This is a genomic window from Tsuneonella sp. HG094 (genome assembly GCF_053819285.1).
Window position 1 is genome coordinate 735,003 of the sequence record NZ_JBSORA010000001.1, and the last position, 16,085, is coordinate 751,087.

At 65.9% G+C, this 16,085-nt stretch carries 20 protein-coding genes and 1 other RNA gene; 10 read left to right on the top strand and 11 right to left on the bottom strand.

What is annotated here, in order from left to right; all coding sequences use genetic code 11:
• The first annotated feature begins 30 nt into the window (after nucleotides 1-30).
• Nucleotides 31-468 (top strand): MucR family transcriptional regulator, encoded by a 438-nt coding sequence (locus ACWPMX_RS03635; protein WP_455698686.1) that lies wholly within the window; start codon nucleotides 31-33, stop codon nucleotides 466-468.
• Between the two features lie 614 nt (nucleotides 469-1,082).
• Here the strand turns inward: ACWPMX_RS03635 and ACWPMX_RS03640 are convergent.
• Nucleotides 1,083-1,625 (bottom strand): hypothetical protein, encoded by a 543-nt coding sequence (locus ACWPMX_RS03640; protein ID WP_455698687.1) that lies wholly within the window; start codon nucleotides 1,623-1,625, stop codon nucleotides 1,083-1,085.
• 52 nt (nucleotides 1,626-1,677) lie between these two features.
• Here ACWPMX_RS03640 and ACWPMX_RS03645 point away from each other — a divergent pair, with 52 nt between their 5' ends.
• From ACWPMX_RS03645 to ACWPMX_RS03660, 4 genes are all read left to right on the top strand, one after another.
• On the top strand, nucleotides 1,678-2,478 hold the full coding sequence (locus tag ACWPMX_RS03645; RefSeq protein ID WP_455698688.1) for a TlyA family RNA methyltransferase: 801 nt from the start codon (nucleotides 1,678-1,680) through the stop codon (nucleotides 2,476-2,478).
• Nucleotides 2,475-3,032, top strand: a complete 558-nt coding sequence (locus tag ACWPMX_RS03650; RefSeq protein ID WP_455698689.1) for a TspO/MBR family protein — start codon at nucleotides 2,475-2,477, stop codon at nucleotides 3,030-3,032. The genes ACWPMX_RS03645 and ACWPMX_RS03650 overlap by 4 nt, the downstream gene beginning before the upstream one ends.
• Before the next feature lie 36 nt (nucleotides 3,033-3,068).
• Nucleotides 3,069-3,323, top strand: a complete 255-nt coding sequence (locus ACWPMX_RS03655) for an accessory factor UbiK family protein (RefSeq protein ID WP_455698690.1) — start codon at nucleotides 3,069-3,071, stop codon at nucleotides 3,321-3,323.
• 81 nt (nucleotides 3,324-3,404) lie between these two features.
• Nucleotides 3,405-3,698, top strand: a complete 294-nt coding sequence (locus ACWPMX_RS03660; RefSeq protein ID WP_455698691.1) for a hypothetical protein — start codon at nucleotides 3,405-3,407, stop codon at nucleotides 3,696-3,698.
• Here the strand turns inward: ACWPMX_RS03660 and recF are convergent.
• A complete protein-coding gene (gene recF / locus ACWPMX_RS03665) occupies nucleotides 3,695-4,765 on the bottom strand; it encodes a DNA replication/repair protein RecF (RefSeq protein ID WP_455698692.1) in 1,071 nt (356 codons plus the stop codon). The two genes, ACWPMX_RS03660 and recF, sit on opposite strands and share 4 nt — an antisense overlap.
• Before the next feature lie 229 nt (nucleotides 4,766-4,994).
• On the opposite strand from recF, the gene ACWPMX_RS03670 reads away from it, so the two are divergent.
• Nucleotides 4,995-5,120, top strand: a complete 126-nt coding sequence (locus tag ACWPMX_RS03670; protein WP_455698693.1) for a hypothetical protein — start codon at nucleotides 4,995-4,997, stop codon at nucleotides 5,118-5,120.
• Entirely contained in the window at nucleotides 5,120-5,335 is a 216-nt protein-coding gene (locus ACWPMX_RS03675) for a PspC domain-containing protein (protein ID WP_455698694.1), read from the top strand. Before ACWPMX_RS03670 ends, ACWPMX_RS03675 begins: the two co-directional genes overlap by 1 nt.
• A gap of 32 nt (nucleotides 5,336-5,367) precedes the next feature.
• On the opposite strand, the gene ACWPMX_RS03680 is transcribed toward ACWPMX_RS03675, so the two are convergent.
• From ACWPMX_RS03680 to ACWPMX_RS03700, 5 genes are all read right to left on the bottom strand, one after another.
• The gene (locus ACWPMX_RS03680; RefSeq protein WP_455698695.1) at nucleotides 5,368-6,144 is read right to left on the bottom strand and encodes an SDR family oxidoreductase; all 777 of its coding nucleotides are present in this window, start codon (nucleotides 6,142-6,144) and stop codon (nucleotides 5,368-5,370) included.
• Nucleotides 6,145-6,156: 12 nt separating this feature from the next.
• Entirely contained in the window at nucleotides 6,157-6,738 is a 582-nt protein-coding gene (locus tag ACWPMX_RS03685) for an NUDIX hydrolase (protein WP_455698696.1), read from the bottom strand.
• Between the two features lie 140 nt (nucleotides 6,739-6,878).
• Nucleotides 6,879-7,553, bottom strand: a complete 675-nt coding sequence (locus ACWPMX_RS03690; RefSeq protein WP_455698697.1) for a TPM domain-containing protein — start codon at nucleotides 7,551-7,553, stop codon at nucleotides 6,879-6,881.
• Nucleotides 7,553-8,368: a TPM domain-containing protein gene (locus ACWPMX_RS03695; protein WP_455700720.1), complete on the bottom strand. Its 816-nt coding sequence runs from the start codon at nucleotides 8,366-8,368 to the stop codon at nucleotides 7,553-7,555. Before ACWPMX_RS03695 ends, ACWPMX_RS03690 begins: the two co-directional genes overlap by 1 nt.
• A gap of 7 nt (nucleotides 8,369-8,375) precedes the next feature.
• Entirely contained in the window at nucleotides 8,376-8,999 is a 624-nt protein-coding gene (locus ACWPMX_RS03700) for a LemA family protein (protein WP_455698698.1), read from the bottom strand.
• A gap of 154 nt (nucleotides 9,000-9,153) precedes the next feature.
• Here ACWPMX_RS03700 and mscL point away from each other — a divergent pair, with 154 nt between their 5' ends.
• Both mscL and ssrA read left to right on the top strand, forming a co-directional pair.
• Complete coding sequence (gene mscL, locus ACWPMX_RS03705) at nucleotides 9,154-9,579, top strand: large conductance mechanosensitive channel protein MscL (protein ID WP_455700721.1); 426 nt, start codon at nucleotides 9,154-9,156, stop codon at nucleotides 9,577-9,579.
• 16 nt (nucleotides 9,580-9,595) lie between these two features.
• Nucleotides 9,596-9,943: a transfer-messenger RNA gene (ssrA, locus tag ACWPMX_RS03710) on the top strand.
• A 61-nt stretch (nucleotides 9,944-10,004) separates the two neighbouring features.
• Here the strand turns inward: ssrA and ACWPMX_RS03715 are convergent.
• From ACWPMX_RS03715 to ACWPMX_RS03730, 4 genes are all read right to left on the bottom strand, one after another.
• Nucleotides 10,005-10,265 carry a hypothetical protein gene (locus ACWPMX_RS03715; protein ID WP_455698699.1) on the bottom strand — a complete coding sequence of 87 codons (261 nt, stop codon included), beginning with the start codon at nucleotides 10,263-10,265 and terminating at the stop codon, nucleotides 10,005-10,007.
• Nucleotides 10,266-10,385: 120 nt separating this feature from the next.
• A complete protein-coding gene (locus ACWPMX_RS03720; RefSeq protein ID WP_455698700.1) occupies nucleotides 10,386-11,636 on the bottom strand; it encodes an N-succinylarginine dihydrolase in 1,251 nt (416 codons plus the stop codon).
• Nucleotides 11,633-12,649, bottom strand: a complete 1,017-nt coding sequence (locus tag ACWPMX_RS03725) for an arginine N-succinyltransferase (protein WP_455698701.1) — start codon at nucleotides 12,647-12,649, stop codon at nucleotides 11,633-11,635. Before ACWPMX_RS03725 ends, ACWPMX_RS03720 begins: the two co-directional genes overlap by 4 nt.
• Nucleotides 12,646-13,848, bottom strand: a complete 1,203-nt coding sequence (locus ACWPMX_RS03730; protein WP_455698702.1) for a hydrolase — start codon at nucleotides 13,846-13,848, stop codon at nucleotides 12,646-12,648. The genes ACWPMX_RS03725 and ACWPMX_RS03730 overlap by 4 nt, the downstream gene beginning before the upstream one ends.
• Before the next feature lie 147 nt (nucleotides 13,849-13,995).
• Here ACWPMX_RS03730 and ACWPMX_RS03735 point away from each other — a divergent pair, with 147 nt between their 5' ends.
• Nucleotides 13,996-16,071, top strand: a complete 2,076-nt coding sequence (locus ACWPMX_RS03735; protein ID WP_455698703.1) for a malate synthase G — start codon at nucleotides 13,996-13,998, stop codon at nucleotides 16,069-16,071.
• Nucleotides 16,072-16,085: the final 14 nt, after the last annotated feature.

The following is a 16,085-nucleotide window of genomic DNA, read 5'->3' on the forward strand; positions in this document are numbered from 1 at the left end:
GCGAGCAACTTGGACAAAGGACGCTAACTGATGGATGATAATCTGCTCGAACTGACAACTCGGATCGTTGAGGCCCATTTGAGAGGCGCGGGCGATACGCGTGATATCGACATTCCTGCGACTATTGCGGCAGTTTATGCTGCGCTCAAGAACGCTGAAAGCTCCTCGTCGGGTGTGATTGAGGGGCCCGAAGTCGAGAAGCCGCAGGGTGCGGTCACCGCGCGCAAGAGCCTGTCGAACGATAATCACATCCTATCGATGATCGACGGGAAGCCCTACAAGACTTTGAAGCGGCACATCAGCGGGCACGGTTACACGCCAGAATCCTATCGGGAGACGTTCGGCCTCGCCGCCGATTATCCGATGGTTTCCCGTAACTATTCTGCGCAGCGCTCCGAGATGGCCAAGTCCATCGGTCTCGGGAAGAGTCTGACGCAGAAGCGTGGTCGCAAAGCCAAAGCAAAATGAGACGGGTGCACGTATATGTCTGTTGCGCTCTGATTGTGGGCTGCTCTGACAATCCGGCCAGCGGCCAAGGTGCCGAGGTAGTCTACTTAGAGTGTGTTGGCACCGCCCCACCCGGTGTCACAAAAAGAGTTTCTAATTGGCTTCTTCGACCATCGTCAGGACAGTTTCTTGCTTGGCGGAACGGTGAGTTTCAGGACACTTGCAGGCGGGCCGACAACCAGTGTGGTCCGGTCTCGATAACTTCGGCAAGAATAAGCCGCACGATCCGCTACCTCGATCCGGTTTCGCGCCAGCGAAAACGGATGGAAACGGTAGTTGACAGGCAAACAGGGCTGCTGACGGAAACCTACTACAAAGCTGATGGCAGTTATGAAGGCGTCGCTACTTCCTCTTGCGAAAAACGCTCAGGGCCACCTCAGATGAAATTCTGACCCGATTTGACCGCATTTTGACCGCGCACTTAATTTGACCGTGAATCCGAACTACGATAGGGGACGGAAATCGGCAGTTTTCTGCGGGTTTCGGTCCCCTGAAGCTGAGATGCAGGTTATTCACCGTCAGAATTGGGGTTTCCGGCCTGCCTTCGGTGGCGGGCTTTTTTGTGCCCGGAATCGCTAGCGGCGGCAGTCCTCGATTACCCTTGTGATCTCGGGCCAGCTCGGCAGGTAGAGCGGTTCCAGGTTGCCGGTCTCCACCGCAAAGCGTCCTTTGGAAAATGCCATCGCATCAAGGATCGGGTCCGACGCGGCGAGCTTCGCGATAAGAGAAGGCGCGCCGTCGGTCGACGGCACCGCGTCTAGCGAGCGATTGCGGAACTCGGTGAAGATCCGCATCGGTACGGTGCCATTCGCGCTGCCCGCGCGGGCGAGCGTGATCGAGCGCTGGGCGGGGTAGCAGGTGATCGCGAATCGCGCGTCGGCGTTGGCGCTGCCGAACAGCGCGCGCGTCGTTCCGCCGCCGCTGCGATAGTACCAGTCTCCTGGCGTCTGGGCAGCGTCCATCCAGTTGGTGGATGGGACGGGTGGTGGCGGAGTGGGCGTCGGCGTGGGGCGCGGCTGGTCGATCGGCGGCGGGGTCGGCGTCGGCGCCGGCCGCGGTGCGGTGCAGGCGGCGATGCCGATACAGGCTGCAACGATCAACTTTCCACGAAAACGCATGATTTCTCCCGGTTTGACACCCGATCAACGCACGCTAGGCGATGATGCTCCCATGGGAAAGAAGCGCCTCGACCAGATCATCGTCGATCGCGGCCTCGCCGAGAGCCGCTCGCGCGCACAGGCGCTGGTCATGGCGGGGCTCGTGTTCCTCGGCGAACGCAAGCTCGACAAGGCGGGCACGAGCCTGCCCGAGGACGCTGCTATCGAAGTGCGCGGGCGCGACCATCCGTGGGTTTCGCGCGGCGGGATCAAGCTCGCCCATGCCATTGAGGAATTTGCGCTCGATCCGACCGATGCGATCGCGATGGACATCGGCAGTTCGACCGGTGGTTTCACCGACGTCCTGCTGCACAAGGGCGCAGCGCACGTGTTCGCGGTCGATTCGGGCACTAACCAGCTTGCGTGGAAGCTGCGGCAGGACCCTCGCGTCACCGTTCTCGAGCAGACGAGCGCGCGTATCCTGACGCCCGAACTGATCGGCGCGCCATGCAATTGGGTCGTCTGCGATGCATCGTTCATCGGGCTCGCCAAAGTACTGGAACGCCCGCTTTCGCTGGCTGCGCCCGATTGCCGCCTCGTCGCGCTGATCAAGCCACAGTTTGAAGTCGGCCGCGAGGAAGTCGGCAAGGGCGGAGTCGTGCGAGACCCTTCGCTCCATGCGCGGGTGTGCGACGAAGTGCGCGACTGGCTGGTCGGCGAAGGCTGGTCGGTCGACGGAATCGAGACCAGTCCCATCACGGGACCGGAAGGGAATGTGGAGTTCCTCATCGTCGCGAGGCGTGGCACCGTTGCGCCCGCATCGGCGCTCGGCCACACATCCGGCGACGAATCGGCCGAACAGGAGATTCCATGACCGCTCTCGCCTCGCGCGGACAGTTGCGTGCCAGCCTCTTGCGTTGGGCGTTGTTTGCCGTTCCCCTGGTCATGCTGCTCGGCTTTTTGTCGGGCCGCCTCTCGGGCAGCGGTGCGGACAGTCTGTGGTTCCAGTCGCTCGTGAAGCCCGCGATCTTCCCGCCGCCGATGTGGTTCGGCATCGTCTGGACGGTGCTATACGCGCTGATGGGCTTCGCGCTGGCGATGGTCTGCGCGGCCTGGGGCGCGCGCGGGCGTGGCCTTGCGATCACGTTCTTCGCGATCCAGCTCATCGTCAACCTCGCCTGGTCGCCGGTGTTCTTCGCCATGCAGGACATCCGCGCCGCGATGATCGTGATCGGCGTGCTCGACGTGCTGGTGCTGATCACGATCGCGCTGTTCTGGCGGGTTCGCAAGATGGCGGCGGTCCTGCTGCTGCCCTACCTCACATGGATCGCCTTTGCGAGCGTGCTCAACTGGCAGTTCCTCGAACTCAATCCCGGCGGCGGCATCACGCAGAGCGCGAACGGGGCGGTCGAGCGTTACGAATTCTGACTTGCCGGGCGCGAGAGTGGACGCCACATAGCCGCCATGCAGAGCGAAAACCCACTCGTCGCCGACTTTGTCAAACTCGCCAACGCCGCGGCAGGCACCTTTGCCGGGATGACACGCGAGGCGCGGGACGGCGCGCGCGAACGGATGCGCGAGGCGTTCGGCGGGCTCGACTTCGTCAGCCGCGAGGAATTTGACGCGGTCAAGGACATGGCCGCCCGGGCGCGCGAGGATAGCGAGAAGCTGGCCGACCGCGTTGCCGCGCTGGAGGCGAAGGTCGCCTCGAGGGCCTGACGGCCTTTACGGCTCACATTAGGCAAGATTGGAACCGGGGGCTCGCCCGACCGGTTGAACAGGCGAAAGGACGTCTGTTCCATGTTCACCCAACTCAACCCACCGATTCCCCTCCATGTCCTCGGCAAGGGCGACGGGCAGGCGATCGGCATGATCGACTACGGACCCGAACATAATCTGCTGTGGATCACCGCGATCGACGCGACGGGCGAAATCTGGTGCGCGCCCAACCCCAAGGTCCGGATGCAGAAGAACTGGTCGATGGGGCGGCCAGAGAGCGCGGCAGTTTCTGTCTCGAAAGCCGAGATGGCTGCGGCGCACAAGAACGCCGATCTCTGCGCCGATTGCACAGATGTGCTGACGGTTCGCGGCTAGCTTTCGCGCGTCGCCGAACCGCCTGCCACCCGCCACACCGACGCGCTGTCGAGCACCGGCTCGAATGGGGCGGTCTCTGTCCCCGTGAACCAGACCTGTGCGCCGGTGTCGGCGAGCCGCGCATAGAGCGCCTCGCGCCGCAGCGGGTCCAGGTGTGCGGCGACCTCGTCGAGGAGCAGCACGCTCGCCCGGCCTCGCGCGGCAAGGCGGGCGTGGGCGATCGTCACCGCGATCAGCATCGCCTTCTGTTCGCCGGTGGAGCAGAGCGCGGCAGGCTGGTCCTTGCCTGCCATCGTCACGGCCAGATCGTCGCGATGCGGGCCGGAGAGCGTGCGTCCTGCCGCGCGGTCGGAGTTTCGCGCCGCACGCCATTGCGCCGGGTCGGCCGGGCTGCCGCTGACGAGCCTCAGCTCGGGCCGCGCGAAAGGCTCGTCGGGCAGGGTCGCGAGCTCCGCTTGAATTGCCTCGACCAGGCGCGCGCGTCCGTTGGCGAGGACCGAGCCTGCCTCCGCCATTTGCGCTTCGATCCCGTCGAGCCAAAGCGGGTCGGGCACGGCCTCAGCGGCCAGCAGGCGGTTGCGCTCGCGGAGTGCTGCCTCGTAGCGCGATGCGGCGCGCGCGTGCCCGGCGTCGAGCGCGACCGCCATGCGGTCGAGCCACCTGCGCCGCGCACCCGCGCTGTCCATGAACAGCCCGTCCATCGCCGGGGTCAGCCAGGCGAGGGCGAGCCATTCGGCCAGCGCCAGCGCACTCGCGCCCGCGCCGTTGATGCGTACCGCGCGTCGGGTGGGGCGGTCGGGATCCGTCAGCGTGCCGAGGCGCACGGGCTCGCCGTCCGCCACGAGCGAGGCGCCGATCGCGAAGCCGCCGCTGCCGCCGCTCGCCGCCATCTCGGGAAGAGGAGCACGGCGAAGGCCGCGTCCGGGCGCGAGCAATGACAATGCTTCGAGCACGTTGGTCTTGCCCGCGCCGTTGTCGCCCACGAGCAGGTTGAACGTGCCCGCCCCCTCCAGCGCGGTCGCGGCGTGGTTGCGAAAATGGGTGAGGGAGATGCGATCGAGCGCCATCGGAGAGTGACCGCGATAGGGCGGCGAGCGCCTTACCGCCACCCGCTAAATTACCGATCCCAACAGTTGGTGAAATTTCCCCAACATGAGCAAGGTATTCATGCTGCGTTTATCCTCCACTTTGCGAAAGTGGCGGAATTCCGCCGTTTTTCGAAATTGGCACGGCCCTTGCGATGTGTCCTGCATCCAGCGGAACGGTCCGCCGGACCAAGGAAAAGGGAATACGACAATGGAAATCCTCAACAACAAGGCTGCCGCTGCGGTCTTCTCGCTCGTCTTCAGCCTCGTGATGTTCGCCGCCGCGATTGCCCCGGCCAACGGCGGTGCGCTGCTCCCCGGCGGGATGATCGCGTGATGACCGGCCGCCGCGACACACCGGCGGTCGTCCCCGCGAAGCAGGGCTTCGCGCTCGACCGCCGCAACGCCAAGATCTCGGGCGTCTGCGCCGGGATCGCCAACTGGGCCGGCATCGACCCGATGATCGTGCGGGTGGCCTTCGTGGCCGGCACGATCCTGGGCTTCGGATCGCTGATCTTGGTCTACCTCGCGATCGCGCTGATCGCCGACTGAGGGAGCTCCTTGAAGGGGCTCCCTCCTTCACTTCACATTGCGCTGATGCCGCCGTCTAGCTTGAGCTCGGCGCCGGTCATGAAGCTGCTCTCGTCGCTGGCGAGGAACAGTACGCCATCGGCGATTTCGCGTGGCTCGCCGACCCGCTTGAGCGGGATTTGCCGCGCCAGCTTGTCCATGATCACCGCCTTGTCGCGGCCCGCTGCCATCCCGTCGAGGATGGGCGTGTCGACGAAAGTCGGGTGGACCGAATTGCAGCGGATATTCCAGCCCATCTTCCCGCAATAGAGCGCGACCGACTTCGACAGCATCCACACCGCCGCCTTGCTGGCGTTGTAGCCGGGCATCGTGTCGCTCGCGATCAGGCCCGCGATCGAACTGATGTTGATGATGCTGCCGGGCTGGTTGTCCTTCATCAGCGGCAACGCCTTCTGGCAGCCGAGGAACACGCTTTCGACGTTGATCGCGAAGCCGCGGCGCCATTCTTCGAGCGTGCAGGTCTCGATATTGCCGCGCACGCCGACACCGGCGTTGTTCACCAGCACGCTCAGGCCGCCGAGGCTATCGCGCGCCATTTCGATCGCGGCGTTCCACCCGTCTTCGCTGGTGACGTCCTGCTGCATGGCGAAGGCTGTGCCCGCACCGTGCGCCGCGTTGATCCGTGCGGCGGTCTCTTCCGCGCCTGCGCCGTTGATGTCGGTGCAGAGCACCCGCGCGCCTTCGCGGGCGAGCACTTCGCAGTGTGCCGCGCCTAGCCCCTGCGCCGCGCCGGTCACCAGCGCCAGCTTGCCCGCAACCCGTCCAGCCATCAATCTCTCCCGTCAGAACTCGCCCGCCAGCAGCAGACCCATTATTCGAACGTCGATCCCGACGCCCGCAGCCCTGCGTCCTTCGACGAAAACCGGGAGATCGGCAAGGGGGACCCGGTAGACGGTAATATCCTCTCCGTCGGTCCCGCCACCCGGGCCAATCTGCGTGAGGCCCGATGCGCGGACCAGCGTGAAGCTCTCCCCGAGCATACCGGGAGAACTAAAGAACTCTCCTACGTCGACCAGTTCGGCTGCGCGCCAGCCGGTTTCCTCCTCCAGTTCGCGACCCGCAGCGGCGAGCGGATCCTCATCGGCGGAGCCCTCGTCATCGCCGATCAAACCGGCAGGAAGTTCGAGGCAGACCTTGCCGAGCGGGACGCGGTACTGTTCGACCAGAAGGACGTGGCCGTCCTCGATCGCGAGGATGACCGCAGCGCGGATATTGCGCGACCGGCCGACGTATTCCCACCGCCCGCGCCTTTTTGCGGTGACGAACTTGCCCTGCCAGACGATCTCTTCGGGCTGGTCGGCATCGTGATCGTGGCTGACGAAATCTGCGGGCGGCACAGCATTCTCCGGCTCGAAAGGTGACACGAAGTTGACACCAGAACGCAGCGCTTGTCGGGAGGGGGAAGCCTGGATTTGGGTGCCTCTCCCGAAGAACTGCATTCGCACGCTGTCACTGGCATGGACCGGTGCTTGTAGGAAAGCCTCGATCCGCCCGGCGCGAACGGTCAGACCTCGATCAGCCGGTCGGGCAGTTCGTTGGTGTCGTCCTCGGCGCGCGGGAAATGCTCGGCGAGCACCGCGCCGACATCGGTAACCGCGGCAACCAGACCCTCTGCCACGCGGCCTTCACGAATGTGCACCAGCATGTCGGCCATGGCGCCGCCCCATACCTCTGCCGAGACCCTGGAGGCGATCGCCTCGTCGGCGACGATCTCGGCCCGGTGCTCGCGCATCGAGAGGTAGATCAGCACGCCGGTGCGACCGTGGGTGCGACGCTCGGCGCCGACCTTGAAGTGGCGCACCGCTGCGTCGCGCACGCGCGCTTTCTTCACCGGAGGCGGGATCAGCCAGAAGCGCAGAGGCTCCCACAGCTGGATCAGCCACATGCCGGTGAACTTGGCGATCACCACGACCAGCGCGAGCGTCAGCACCGCTTGCGGCGACCATTCGTGGTTCCAGCCGCCGAGCACCGCATCGACCAGCGGCAGGTAGAAGCCCGGCAGCAGCGCCAGCACCGCGAGCGCGGTCGTCGCCGCGAGCACGCACCAGGCGAGGCGGATGTCGCTGTACCCGTCGGACCGATCGGCGAGCACGGTCACGATTTCGCCCGCGCTGTGCGCCTCCGCAGCGGCGACCGCGGCGGACACCTGCGCGTGTTCGGCTTCGCTCAAGTACGCCATCACCACCCCCCGGAGGCGCCACCGCCTCCGAAACTGCCGCCACCGCCCGAAAAGCCGCCACCGCCTCCACCGAAGCCGCCACCACCCCAGCCGCCGCCGCCGCCGGACGCGCCGCGGGCGATTCCCTTGCCGACCTCCCACAGCACGATGTCGCCCACCGTGCTGCCGGTCAGCGTACCGTTGTGGCGCCCGCCGCGACGGCGACCGCGCATCATCGGCAGGATGAAGAACAGGAACAGGAAGGCCATCCACACGATCAGGCCGAACGGGAAACCGCCGTCGCCTTCCGAGGCACTTGCCTCGGCTGCCTGCGCGACCTTGGCGGCCTCCTCGGGCGGCAGTTCGAGCTGCCTGATGATCGCGTCGGCACCCGCGACGATGCCGCCGGGCATGTCGCCCTTCTTGAACGCGGGCAGGATCGTGTTCTGCACGATCAGCGTGGAGTAGCCGTCGGTCAGGACGGGTTCGAGGCCGTAGCCGACCTCGATCCGCACCTTCTTGTCGTTCGGCGCGACCAGCAGGATCACGCCGTCCTCGCGGTCCTTGTCGCCGATGCCCCACGCCCGGCCGAGGCGATAACCGTAGTCGGCGATGTCGTAGCCTTCGAGGCTTGGCACCGTGGCGACCACGAATTGACGCTGGGTGCGCGCCTCGAACGCCGTCACCTTCGCATCGAGCGCGGCTTCGACGTCCGCCGGGATGACGTTCGCGGCATCGACCACCCGGCCGGACAGCTGGGGAAAGTCCTGTGCCAGAGCCGGCGACGCGAACAGCGCCGCCAGCGTGGCGAACAGAAGCGCGAGTGCGCGCACCAGCGGTCCGTCAGTTGGTCTTGGTTGCCGAGCCCGACGGTGTCATGTCGAGCGTCGGGGCGACTTCGGCGCCTTGGGTGACGGCCTTGTAGGGCACGATCGGCTTGGATCCGTAGATCACGTTGGCGCCGATCGCGCTCGGGAAGGTGCGGATCTCGGTGTTATAGTCGCGCACCGCTTCGTTGTAGTCGCGGATGGCGATGCGGACCTTGTTCTCGCTGCCTTCGAGCTGTCCCTGGAGCATCTGGTAATTGGTGATCGACTTGAGGTCGGGATAGGCCTCGAAGTTGGCGAGCAGGCGGCCGAGGCCGGCGCTGAGCTGGCCCTGCGCGGCCTGGTATTCGGCCATTTTCGCTTCGTCGGTCAGGTCATCGGCGGTGATTGTCACGCTGGTCGCCTTGGCGCGCGCTTCGATCACGTCGGTCAGGATGCCGCGCTCCTGTTCGGCCGCGCCCTTGGCCACTTCGGCGAGGTTGGGGATGAGATTCGCACGCTCCTGAAAGGCAGCCTCCACATCGGCCCAGCGGGCCTTGGCGGTCTCCTCCTTGGTCGGAATCGAGTTGATCCCGCACGATGCGAGCCCAAGCGCTGCCAGTGCGACGAGCCCTGCGCGGCGGATGGCGGTGAAGTTCATCGACAAACCCCTTCTTCCCAATGCGGCGGGCATCGGGCCCACCTGTATTGCGAATCTAGCACACCAAGGGCGGCATTCAAGGAAATGCGGACCAATTGACCCGCCGATTTTTCCGCGCGACACAGGTCTTGCATTTCAAGGTGGAGGGAATCGCATGTTGCAGGAATTCAGGGCGTTCATCGCGCGCGGTAATGTGCTCGACCTGGCGGTCGCGGTCGTCATCGGTGCGGCGTTCGGGGCGATCGTCACCTCGTTCACGGAAGATCTCGTCATGCCGCTGATCGGCGCGATCTTCGGCGGCCTCGATTTCTCGAACTACTTCCTCCGGCTCGGGCCGATCCCCGCGGATTTCAAGGGCGACGCCACAAGCTACGCCGCGCTCAAGGAAGCGGGTGTGGCCATGCTCGGCTATGGCCAGTTCGTGACCGCCGCGGTCAATTTCGTGATCGTCGCCTTTATCATCTTCCTGATCGTCAAGGCGGCGAACAAGGCCATGCACAAGGCGCCCGATGCGCCCGCCGGCCCGACCGAGGTCGAGCTGCTCGCCGAAATCCGCGACGAGCTGAAGCGGCGCCCGTAATTCGGCCTGCGGCAAGTCACTTCACATTAAGCCGGCATCGCCTATATCGGGCGGTGCCGGGTTCGCCCGGCTATGGCGATAAATTGCGGTGTGCAATAGATACAGCGGACCCGGGGGCAGTACCCGGCGGCTCCACCACCTTCCCCGACGTTGCGGGGAAAATGATGGGGCCGAACTAGGATCGACGTGTATTGAAAAGCATCGTTTTTGCTCGGGCTGAGTAACCCGCAAATAGGCTCACAACACACAAGTGCCAACGACAACGACGCACTTGCTCTCGCTGCGTAATTTTAGGGCCTAACGGCCTGACGTTACAAAGACTTGAGCACGGTTCGGACCGAACCGGGTAACAGAATCGGAAACCGGGGGCCCGGGGCGGGCCTAGCAACAGAACCGCCCCACCTATCCTCGAAAACGAGTGCGAATCAGACGGTTGGTTCGACTGTTGCAGTCGCTTTCGAAGCGTCCTGCTTCTCTTGCTCGAAACGGATGCAGTCGAAGATCTTCGCGCCGCCGAGGAAGACCGACCCGGTGGCGGCGAGGAACAGCAGCTTGCCGCCAAAGCCGGGATACTGTTCCATGTAATGGATCCCGCGTTCGCACGCACCCAGGCCCAGGGCGTAGATGATCAGGCACGCCTCGAACCGCGTCTTGATGATGAACAGCCGTTGGATCTTCTTGAGCATTGTACCCACAACTTCCTTAACACCGTGGGGAGCAAATACCGTGCCAACGACGGTGTACCGCGCCCCGCGAAGGTTAACGAATGTGGGAGTGTAAACCAGGGCGACGCGGGGTCCAGCGCGTTAACCCAGATTCTCGAGATCGAGCGTATCGAGGAGCCGCGCCCGTGCCGAAATCACCTGCTCTACCAGTGACGCGCGTCCGAGATCGGCAGGATCGATTTGGTCGGGCCAGTGCGCGGCGATGGTCGCTTCGATCGCATCGGCCTTGCCTTCGTCGAGCAGGAAGCGGGGGTCTACGGTCGCGGGATCGGCGACCACGCGCAATCGCAAGCATGCCGGACCGCCGCCGTTTGCCATCGACTGGCGCACGTCGACGTATTCCACCCGGCGGATGGGGCCATTCCCCGCGACGAGGGTATCGAGATAGCCCGCGACGTTCGCATTTTCGCGGCATTCGGTGGGCACGATCAGGGCATTCTCGCCGGTCGGCAGGGTCACGAGCTGGGCGTTGAACAGGTAGCTGCGGATGGCATCGTCGAGCGATACCGCGTCCGTGGGCACTTCGACCACCTCGAGCGGGGGGAATGCGCGCCGGATCGCTTCGTACGACGCGGCCTGGTCGGCGAACGCCTCGGCGTGGGTGAACAGCACCCGGCTGTTGGCGACTGCGACGACATCGTTGTGGAACGCACCCGCGGCGATCGCGGCGGGGTTTTGCTCGATGAAGACGATGCGGGCAGGGTCCAGTTCGTGGAGGCGGGCGACCGCGCGGCTCGCTTGTTCGTGCTGGCGAGCAGGGAAGGCGCCGCCGCTCCGGCCGTAGACGAAGACCTCGACACCCGGCGCATCGTGGCGCTCGCACAGCCGCATGTGGTTCGCTGCGCCTTCGTCGCCGAAGCTCGGCGGGACCGGGTCGTGAAGCATGAAATGCGCGGTGTCGGCAAATGCGACTTTGAGCTGGCGCGCGGTGTCGGGCCATTCCTGCGCCCGGTGCGGCATGGTGACGAGGTTGGCCGGAGTAAGGTGGCAGCGTCCGTCCGCGGTGTCGGCCGCGGGGCTCACGGTGGCGGCGTTCGCGGTCCACATCGACGAGGCGGACCAGGCCGCCGCAGTGAGCGCGGGATCGGTATCCTCGCTCGCGCCGAGCCGTGCGAGATAGTCCGGGTTGGGGCGGGGCAGCGGCACGAGGAATCCTTGCGCCAGCCCCAGCGCCATGTTGCTCCGCATCTTGGCGAGACCCTGCAACGCCGCGGCGCGGGGGAAGCTGGCGGTGCCGGCATGGCGCGTCGCGGCGAGGTTGCCGAGGCTGAGGCCCGCGTAGTTGTGGCTGGGGCCCACGATCCCGTCGAAATTGATCTCGCGCACGCTCACCGCGTGACGCTCCACACCTCGTCGCCCGCGCCGATGCCGAGCGCGGCGGCCGACTTGCGGTCGATGTCGGTCGTGCCGTCGGCGTGGACGTCGCGCATCCCGAACGCGGCGCGGAACGAGCCGAGCGTCCCGGTGGCGAGGATGGCGCGTTCGCCGATGTCGAGATCGGTGCTGCCGACCCGGCCGGGCCGGGCATCGCGGATCGATTTCACGTCGTTTGTGCGCGCGGTCATCGTCGGGCCGCCGTCGAAAATGTCGACGTAGCCATCATGGCGAAAGCCCTCGTGCTCCAGCATCCGCATGGCAGCGCGGCCGGTGGGGTGGGGCAGGCCGATCACCTCGCGCGCCTTTTCGCTCAGCATGGCGATGTAGACCGGGTGCTTGGGCATCAGGTCGGCGATGAACTGGTTGCCGTTGATCGCGTTGAAATAGTCGGCCTCCTGGAAACCCATGCCGAAGAACCGGCCCGCGACGCCGTCCCAAAAGGGCGACCCGCCGCGCTCGTCGATGATGCCGCGCAGTTCCGCAAGGATGCGGTCGGCGAAGCGCGCGCGGTGCATCGCGATGAAGAGGTAGCGGCTGCGCGCCAGCAGCAGGCCGAGGCCGCCTGCGCGCTCATTGGGGTGGAGAAACAGCCCGCCGACCTCGGACGACCCTTCGAGATCGGTGACGAGGCTGAGCAGGTCCGCGCGCACCGTGCGCTCGAGTTCCTGCGAGTGCTGGGTCAGCGTCGTGATGCGGTACGAATAGAACGGCCAGCGCTGGCCGACCTGGGTCATGAGCTGGCAGGTGCCGCGCACTTCGCCCGTCTCGACGTTTTCCAGCACCAGCACGAACTGTTCGTCGGCGAGCGAATCGTCCTCGCGGCCGAACGCGGCCTCGGCGCGCTCCAGCTTGGCGCCGAGCGAGGCGCGATCGGCGGGCAGATTGGTAAATCCGCCGCCGGTGAGTTTCGCCATCTCGTAGAGCGGTTCAAGGTCGCCCGGGTGGGCGGCGCGGAGGCGGAAACTCAAATGACTTCTCCGGATGCGATGCGGGCGAGGACGAGCGCCGAAAGCGCGGCCCGCTCGGCCAGGCTGGGGACGATGAGGAATTCGTCGGGCGAGTGGATCGCTCCGCCGCGCACGCCCATCGTATCAACCACGGGGATGCCGCACGCGGCGATGTTGTTGCCGTCGCACACCCCGCCCGAAGGCTGCCAGCCGATTGCCTGGCCCAGCTCAGCCCCGCATTCCCGCACCAGATCGAACAGCTTCTGCGCGCGCGCATCGACGGGCTTGGGCGGGCGGGTGATGCCACCGTGGAGGTGGAGCGTTACTTCGTGCAATGTCTGAATCTCGCTGAGCAATGTCTTGAGATTGCTTTCAAATGCCGTCGCCGCCTCGGTCGATTTCGGGCGGATGTTGAAGCGCAGGACGGCATGGTCCGGCACCACGTTGTTCGCCGCGCCGCCGTCGATCCGGGCAGGGTTCACCGACAGGCCGGCGTGGCCGATCGCCTTGAGGCGCACGGCAAGATCGGCCGCGGCGACGATCGCGTTGCGCCCCTCCTGCGGGTTGCGGCCCGCGTGAGCGGAGCGCCCGGTGACGGTGACCGAGTAGTTGCCGCTTCCGCCGCGCGCGTGGGCGAGGGTACCGTCAGGGAGCGCGCTCGGCTCGTAGGTAAGCGCGGCGTACTTCCCTTTCGCGAGTTGCGCGATGAGCGCCGCCGAAGCGAGCGAACCGGTCTCCTCGTCGGAGTTGATCATCACGTCGTAGCCGAGCGGTTGGCCCGCGCGCGTCGCCTCGAGAGCGGTCAGCGCGTGGAGGATCACCGCGATCCCGCCCTTCATGTCGGCAAGGCCCGGGCCGACGAGCGTGGCATCGTCGATCCAGTGCTGGTCCTGGAACGCGTGGTCGGCGGGGAAGACGGTATCCATGTGCCCTGTCAGAAGCACCCGGCGCTCAGCTTCGGGGCGGAGCCGGAGGACCAGGTGCTTCCCGTGCTCCTTCGCGACTTCGCGTCCATCGGCGGCGATCGCGGTGACCGGGGCGGGTTCGACCAACTCCACGTCGCCCGGCAGCGCGGAAAAAGCGTCGGCGAGCATCCCCGCCTGTGTCGCCAGACCGGCGAGGTTCGCGGTGCCCGTGTTGACCGCGCTCCATTCGCGCGTCTGCGCGAGCATGGCCGCGCCATCGATGCTGTCGGTGAACTGGTCGGGAGCAGGTTTCATCTGCAACCGCTCCTAGCGCCCGGCGCGCATGCGTCCAACCCCATGGTTGCAAACAGGGCTTCGCGCGGCCATAGCGCGCCTCGCTTCCTCCCCGGGCAAGTCTGAAATACCGACGATTCCGTCGGCAAGCCAAAGACGAGGGACGTTGTGAGCACCACCGAAAAAGCTGGCCTGCAGGTCGATCAGGCACTGGCCGCGTTCGTCGAGAGCGAGGTGCTGGCGCCGCTTGGCACCGACGCTGCGGGGTTCTGGAAAGACTTCGCCGACCTTCTCGCCCGGTTCGCCCCGCGCAACCGCGACTTGCTGGCCAAGCGCGATGAACTCCAAGCAAAGATCGACGCCTGGCACCGCGAGCGCCGTGGCCAGCCGCACGACGCGGTGGCTTATCGCGCGTTCCTTGAACAGATCGGCTACCTCGTGCCCGAACCTGCCGCGTTCACTATCGGCACGCGGAACGTCGATCCCGAGATCGCGACGATGGCGGGGCCGCAACTGGTGGTGCCCGTGCTCAACGCGCGTTTCCTGCTCAACGCGGCCAATGCGCGCTGGGGCAGCCTCTACGACGCCTACTACGGCACCGACGCACTCGACGCTCCGCCGGCGCAACCGGGCGGCTACGACAAGGCGCGGGGGCAGGCGGTCATCGCCAAGGTGCGCGCCTTTCTTGACGAGTCGCTGCCGCTAGCGAGCGGAAGCTGGGTCGACCTCGCCGGGCCGGACGCCATTGCTCTCGCCGGTCCGAAGCAGTTCGTGGGCGAGACGGCGCGCGGCAAGATGTTTTCCAACAACGGCTTGCACATCGAAGTTATCTTCGATTCGACCACGCCCGTCGGCAGCGACGACCCGGCGGGAATCGCCGACGTTATCCTCGAATCGGCGCTGACGACGATCTGCGACCTCGAGGATTCGATCGCGGCGGTCGATGCCGAGGACAAGCTCGCCGCCTATCGCAACTGGCTCGGCGTGATCCGCGGTGACCTTTCCGAGACGTTCGAAAAGGGCGGCAAGCAACTGACCCGCCGCCTGGCCGACGACGTGACCGTGGGTGACACCGTCCTCCCCGGCCGCAGCTTGCTGTTCGTGCGCAACGTCGGCCACCTGATGACCAACCCGGCGATCCGGCTGCCCGATGGCAGCGAGGTGCCCGAGGGCATCATGGATGCGGTGATCACCAGCGCCATCGGCGCGCACGACGTGCGCGGGCTCGGCCGGTTCCGGAACAGCCGCACCGGCTCGATCTACATCGTCAAGCCCAAGCAGCACGGACCGGAGGAGTGCGCCTTCACCAACTACCTGTTCGACGCGGTGGAGGACCTGCTCGGCTTCGACCGCCATACGATCAAGGTCGGCGTGATGGACGAGGAGCGGCGCACCAGCGCCAACCTCGCCGCCTGCATCCACGCCGTGCGCGATCGGATCGTGTTCATCAACACTGGCTTCCTCGACCGGACGGGCGACGAAATCCACACATCGATGCAGGCAGGGCCGATGATCCGCAAGGCGGAGATGAAGACCTCGAGTTGGCTGCAGTCGTACGAGGCGCGCAATGTCGCGATCGGCCTCGCCCACGGCCTGTCGGGCAAGGCCCAGATCGGCAAGGGCATGTGGGCCGCGCCCGACATGATGGCCGACATGATGGTGCAGAAGATCGGCCACCTCAAAGCGGGAGCGAACACTGCGTGGGTGCCGTCGCCCACCGCGGCCACGCTTCACGCGACGCACTATCACACGATGAATGTGTTCGAACGGCAGAAGGAACTGGGTAACGCTCCTGGCCTCGACGAACTGCTGGCGATCCCGCTCGCCCAGGGCACCAACTGGTCGGAGGACGAGGTGCGCGAGGAACTCGACAACAACGCGCAAGGGTTGCTCGGCTATGTCGTGCGCTGGATCGACCAGGGCGTGGGCTGTTCCAAGGTGCCCGACATTCACGACGTCGGCCTGATGGAGGACCGCGCGACGCTGCGGATCAGTTCGCAGCACATGGCGAACTGGCTGCACCACGGCGTCTGCACCGCCGAACAGGTCATGGACAGCCTGCGCCGGATGGCCGCCAAGGTCGACGCGCAGAATGCCGGCGATGCGTCCTACGTGCCACTCGTCGGCAACGAGGACGGGCCGGCCTTCCGGGCCGCGCTCGACCTCGTGTTCAAGGGCGTCGAGCAGCCATCGGGCTACACCGAACCGCTGCTGCATCACTGGCGTCAGGTGGCGAAGGGCTGACGATCGGTCGTGTT